Annotated in this window: 6 protein-coding genes; 4 read left to right on the top strand and 2 right to left on the bottom strand. The window is 72.7% G+C overall.

Features of this window, described 5'->3' with window-relative positions:
* Window positions 1–314 precede the first annotated feature (314 nt).
* Window positions 315–941 (top strand): LemA family protein, encoded by a 627-nt coding sequence (locus ABWK99_RS13985; RefSeq protein WP_372595313.1) that lies wholly within the window; start codon window positions 315–317, stop codon window positions 939–941.
* Window positions 938–2,071 (top strand): M48 family metallopeptidase, encoded by a 1,134-nt coding sequence (locus ABWK99_RS13980; protein ID WP_372595312.1) that lies wholly within the window; start codon window positions 938–940, stop codon window positions 2,069–2,071. Before ABWK99_RS13985 ends, ABWK99_RS13980 begins: the two co-directional genes overlap by 4 nt.
* 86 nt (window positions 2,072–2,157) lie before the next feature.
* Here ABWK99_RS13980 and ABWK99_RS13975 read toward each other — a convergent pair whose 3' ends face one another.
* Both ABWK99_RS13975 and ABWK99_RS13970 read right to left on the bottom strand, forming a co-directional pair.
* Window positions 2,158–2,352: a hypothetical protein gene (locus tag ABWK99_RS13975; RefSeq protein WP_372595311.1), complete on the bottom strand. Its 195-nt coding sequence runs from the start codon at window positions 2,350–2,352 to the stop codon at window positions 2,158–2,160.
* A gap of 3 nt (window positions 2,353–2,355) precedes the next feature.
* Window positions 2,356–2,703 (bottom strand): YtxH domain-containing protein, encoded by a 348-nt coding sequence (locus tag ABWK99_RS13970; RefSeq protein ID WP_372595310.1) that lies wholly within the window; start codon window positions 2,701–2,703, stop codon window positions 2,356–2,358.
* 116 nt (window positions 2,704–2,819) lie between these two features.
* On the opposite strand from ABWK99_RS13970, the gene def reads away from it, so the two are divergent.
* Window positions 2,820–3,311 carry a peptide deformylase gene (def, locus tag ABWK99_RS13965; protein ID WP_372595309.1) on the top strand — a complete coding sequence of 164 codons (492 nt, stop codon included), beginning with the start codon at window positions 2,820–2,822 and terminating at the stop codon, window positions 3,309–3,311.
* A gap of 148 nt (window positions 3,312–3,459) precedes the next feature.
* A complete protein-coding gene (locus ABWK99_RS13960; protein WP_372595308.1) occupies window positions 3,460–3,960 on the top strand; it encodes a DUF3145 domain-containing protein in 501 nt (166 codons plus the stop codon).
* The last annotated feature ends 432 nt before the right edge of the window (window positions 3,961–4,392 follow it).

The raw sequence follows: 4,392 nt of genomic DNA, 5'->3' as shown, positions 1-4,392 counted from the left end.
TACACCGTCGATGGCGATGAGCCGCCTCGGCTCCGACACCGGAGCCCGCGCCTCCCGTCGGCGCTCCCGACCGCGACCTCCACTCCTGCCGCACGGAAGGCGGCCGCGCCCGACCGGGCACGGCTCCGCGGTGCGCGGGGGTGGGGGTCCGGCGGGCCGTCGGTCCGTCCCTGCGACGGCGGGCCCTGCACTCGGGGGGTCCCCAGTCGATGTCACAGCGAGCGCTCAGTCGACCCACAGGGCGGAGCGAGGTCGCGGTCGCAGATTGGTGGCATGGGAGCACGTGCTCTCATGCCGAGACGAAAGGCCCTCCCATGTTGACCTCCCTGCTCGTCGTCCTCGCCCTCCTGGTCGTCGTCGCGCTCGTCCTGGCCGGTGTCTACAACCGGCTCGTGACCCTGCGGGAGCGGGTGCGCACCGCCTTCGCCCAGATCGACGTGCAGCTGGAGCGCCGCCACGACCTGATCCCCAACCTCGTGGAGACCGCCAAGGGCTACCTGCGCCACGAGCGGGCGACCCTCGAGGCGGTGGTCCAGGCACGCGCAGCGGCGACGCAGGCTCGCGTCGAGGTCTCCGGGGACTCGGCGAACCTCGCGGCGATGGGCCGGCTGGGGGCCACCGAGAGTGCGCTGGGAGGGGCGCTGGGGCGCCTGCTCGCCGTCGCCGAGGCGTACCCGGACCTGAAGGCCGATCGCACCATGATGCAGCTGACCGAAGAGCTCACGACGACAGAGAACAAGATCGCCTTCGCCCGCCAGAACTACAACGACCAGGTCAACACCTACCAGACCTACAAGGCGTCCTTTCCGCCCGTGCTGATCGCCGGCTCCCTCGGCTTCCGCGACAGCGCCTACCTCAGCCTCGATGCCACCGCCGAGAAGCGCGAGAACGTCGCGGTCTCGTTCGACGACGTCGTGCCGTCCCAGCGGTCGGCACGATGATGGACTTCCAGTCCCGCCAGCAGGAGGCCGAGCAGAGCACGGCCCGCCTCGTCGCCCTGCTCGTCCTCGGCGTGGTGGCCATCACCGCCGTGGTGACGGCCCTCCTGACCGGGGTGCTGTACTACGGCACCCGGGAGATCCAGCCTCTGACGGCCCTGGCGATCGCCGGCCCGCTCACCGTCCTCGGCATCGTGGGCGCGGCGCTGGTCAAGTCGGCCCAGATCAGCCGGGGTGGAGGCGCCTACGTGGCCGAGTCGCTCGGCGGCAGGCGGGTGGACGCGGGAACTGCCGATCCCGGTGAGCAACGCCTGCGCCATGTCGTCGAGGAGATCGCCCTCGCCTCCGGGATGCCGATGCCCGCGGTTTTCGTCCTCGACGACGAGCCCAGCATCAACGCCTTCGCGGCCGGAGCGACCCCGGAGACCGCCGCCATCGGGGTGACCAGGGGAGCCCTGACGCACCTCGACCGCCGGGAGCTCCAGGGGGTGATCGGCCACGAGATGTCCCATGTCCGCAACGCCGACACCCGGATCACCACCCGGGTCATCGGCTGGGTGTTCGGCATCGCCGCCATCGCCGTGCTCGGACGCATCCTCCTGCTCGGCTCGTGGTTCACCCCGAGACGGCGCGGGCGGGACGGCGACGCCGGGGTTCTGCTCGTGGTGGCCGGTCTCGGCCTGGTCGTCGTCGGTGCGGTCGGCGTGCTGTTCGCGCGTCTGGTCCAGGCTGCCGTCTCGCGTCAGCGGGAGTACCTCGCGGACGCCTCGGCGGTGCAGTACACCCGGGACCCGTCAGCTCTCGGGGACGCACTGATCAAGATCGGCGCCCTGGGTGCGGAGAACCGGATTCGGACGGTGCACGCCACCGAGACCAGTCATCTCTTCTTCAGCACGGCCGTGAGCACGGCCTTCGCCACGCATCCTCCGCTCGAGGAGCGCATCCGACGCCTGCGTCCGGACTGGGACGGCACCTTCCCGACGCTCGAGGTCCGGGTCGAGGCCGAGAAGGCGTCGGCGGGCGGAGGTCGCGAACGGCCCCGGCCACCTGCCGGGCAGCCCTTCGGCCCCTACCTGTCTCCGCCTCCGCCGGGCCCGGGAGGCCGGCCGGATCGACGACGCGACGGGACCTGACCTCCGCGTGCGCCGCACGGCGTCCGGGGTGCGCTCAGCCGCGCGGCGTCCGGGGTGCGCTCAGCCGCGCGGCGTCCGGGGTGCACTCAGCCGCGCGGCGTCCCCGCGACCATCGCCGCGAGGAAGGCGAGCGAGCCGATCGCGAGACCGACGACCGCGCGGCGGAAGAGCACCCGTTCCTTCGCCCGGTCGCCCTCCTGGCCGGCCCGGAAGGCCACGACCAGGGCTCCGGCGCCGCCAACGGTGCCGATCCCGCCGATCAGCAGCCAGAACCACACCATGCCTCAGGCCCCGGTTGCCGGACGCCGCTCGGAACGCTCGCGCAGGGTCTCCGCTGCGGCACGGGCAGCCCCGCTGACGGCGTCCTTGAGCTCTGGTGCCTTCGCTCGGGCGAACTCGCCCGCTCGCTCGCCCAGGTCGGCGACGGCGTCCCGGACCCGGGGGTCCTCCCAGGCAGCGCGAGCGGCCTCGCCGACACGCTGGCCGGCATCGCTCACGGTGTCCTGCACGCGGGGGTCCTGCCAGGCACTGCGCGCGGCGTCCAGCGCGTCCTGCACCCGGGCCCGTCCGGTGCGTGTGGCCAGCAGGTAGCCGACGACTCCTCCGGCGATGAAAGCGGCCTTCTTGCCCACGACGTCTCCTCGTCTCCCGATCGGCGCACCCGGCGCCCTGCCCGCCGCTCAGCCTAGGTGAGGACACGGGTGGGGTCGCGAGCGCGGACGCCCCGCGGCATGGGACGATGGGCATCATGGCGCTCCGAGAGATCCGTGTGATCGGTGACCCCGTCCTCCGCACCCCGTGCGACCCCATCACCGAGATCGACGACCGGGTCCGGTCGCTCGTCGAGGACCTCCTCGAGTCGGTCGACCAGGAAGGTCGAGCGGGACTGGCCGCGAACCAGATCGGCGTGAACCTCCGGGCGTTCTCCTGGAACATCGACGACGAGATCGGCTACGTGCTGAACCCGCGCATCGTCGAGCTCTCCGAGGACGAGTACCAGGACGGCGACGAGGGCTGCCTCTCGGTGCCCGGCCTGTGGTACCCGACCAAGCGCGCCTGGTACGCCCGGGTCGTGGGGGAGGACCTCGACCGCAAGGAGGTCGTCGTCGAGGGCACCGAGCTGATGGCGCGCGCCCTGCAGCACGAGGTCGACCACCTCGACGGGATGCTCTACATCGACCGCCTCGAGCGCTCGGTGCGCAAGAAGGCCATGCGGACGCTGCGCGAGCAGCTCGGCTGAGGCCTGCGCATCTCGAGATCGGTTCAGCGCGCCGCTGGCGTATGGCGGGTCGGTCCGGCATTCTTGTCCTGCACGCCGCGATACCTGGGCTGCCCGTTCCGGATGAGGTCGTTGGGGAAGACGAACCTCGACCCGGAAGGAGGCCGTCATGTCAGGTGCCATCACCCGCGGTGTACTTTTCGTGCACTCGGCACCCCGTGCGTTGTGCCCGCATATCGAGTGGGCCGCCGGCGGGGTCCTCGGCGTGCGCGTGAGCCTGGACTGGACCGACCAGCCGGCCGCTCCCGGGATGTTCCGCGCGGAGGTGTCCTGGCAGGGCCCTGCCGGTACCGGCCCGCGACTGACGTCCGCGCTGCGCGGCTGGGCACACCTGCGCTACGAGGTCACCGAGGAAGCCAGCCACGGTACGGACGGCGGCCGCTGGAGCCACACCCCTGAGCTCGGGATCTTCCACGCTCCCACCGACGTCCACGGCAACACCCTCGTGCCGGAGGACCGGGTGCGTGCGGCGTTGGAGCATGCGGGCGATCCGGCGCGGCTGCGCCGTGAGCTGGACCTCGCCCTGGGCCAGGCCTGGGACGACGAGCTCGAGCCCTTCCGTTACGCGGGCGCCGGCGCCCCGGTGCGCTGGCTGCACCGCGTCGGCTGACGCGCCCCGCAGCTCTTGGCGGCTCGCCGCGGCCCGCCGCGCCGCGCCGGCTGACGCACCCCGCCGCTCCTAGCGGCCCGCCGCGCCCTGCCGCGCCGCGCCCTGCTCCCGCTGCTCCCGCCGCGCTGGCCGCGTTGGGTGCGAAGCGTGAAGGGTTGGCCCCGGCCTGCGGGGTCAACCCTTCACGCTCGGGATCGGTCGGCCCCTCCTCGCGGGGCGAACCCTTCACGCTCGGGATCGGTTGGCTCCGGCATGCGGGGCGAACCCTTCACGCTCGGGATCGGTCGGCCCTCCTCGCGGGGCGAACCTGTCAGCCCGCGGGATCCGCGGGATCCCGTGCGGTGCGGCGCTCAGGCGCTGGTGACCGCCAGGGCCACGTTGTGCCCGCCGAAGCCGAAGGAGTTGTTGATCGCGGCGATCTGACCCTCGGGG

The sequence above is a fragment of the Actinotalea sp. genome, assembly GCF_041597215.1.
In the GTDB taxonomy this organism is placed as follows: Bacteria; Actinomycetota; Actinomycetes; order Actinomycetales; family Cellulomonadaceae; genus Actinotalea.
This window is presented reverse-complemented; position numbering and strand designations above follow the sequence as displayed.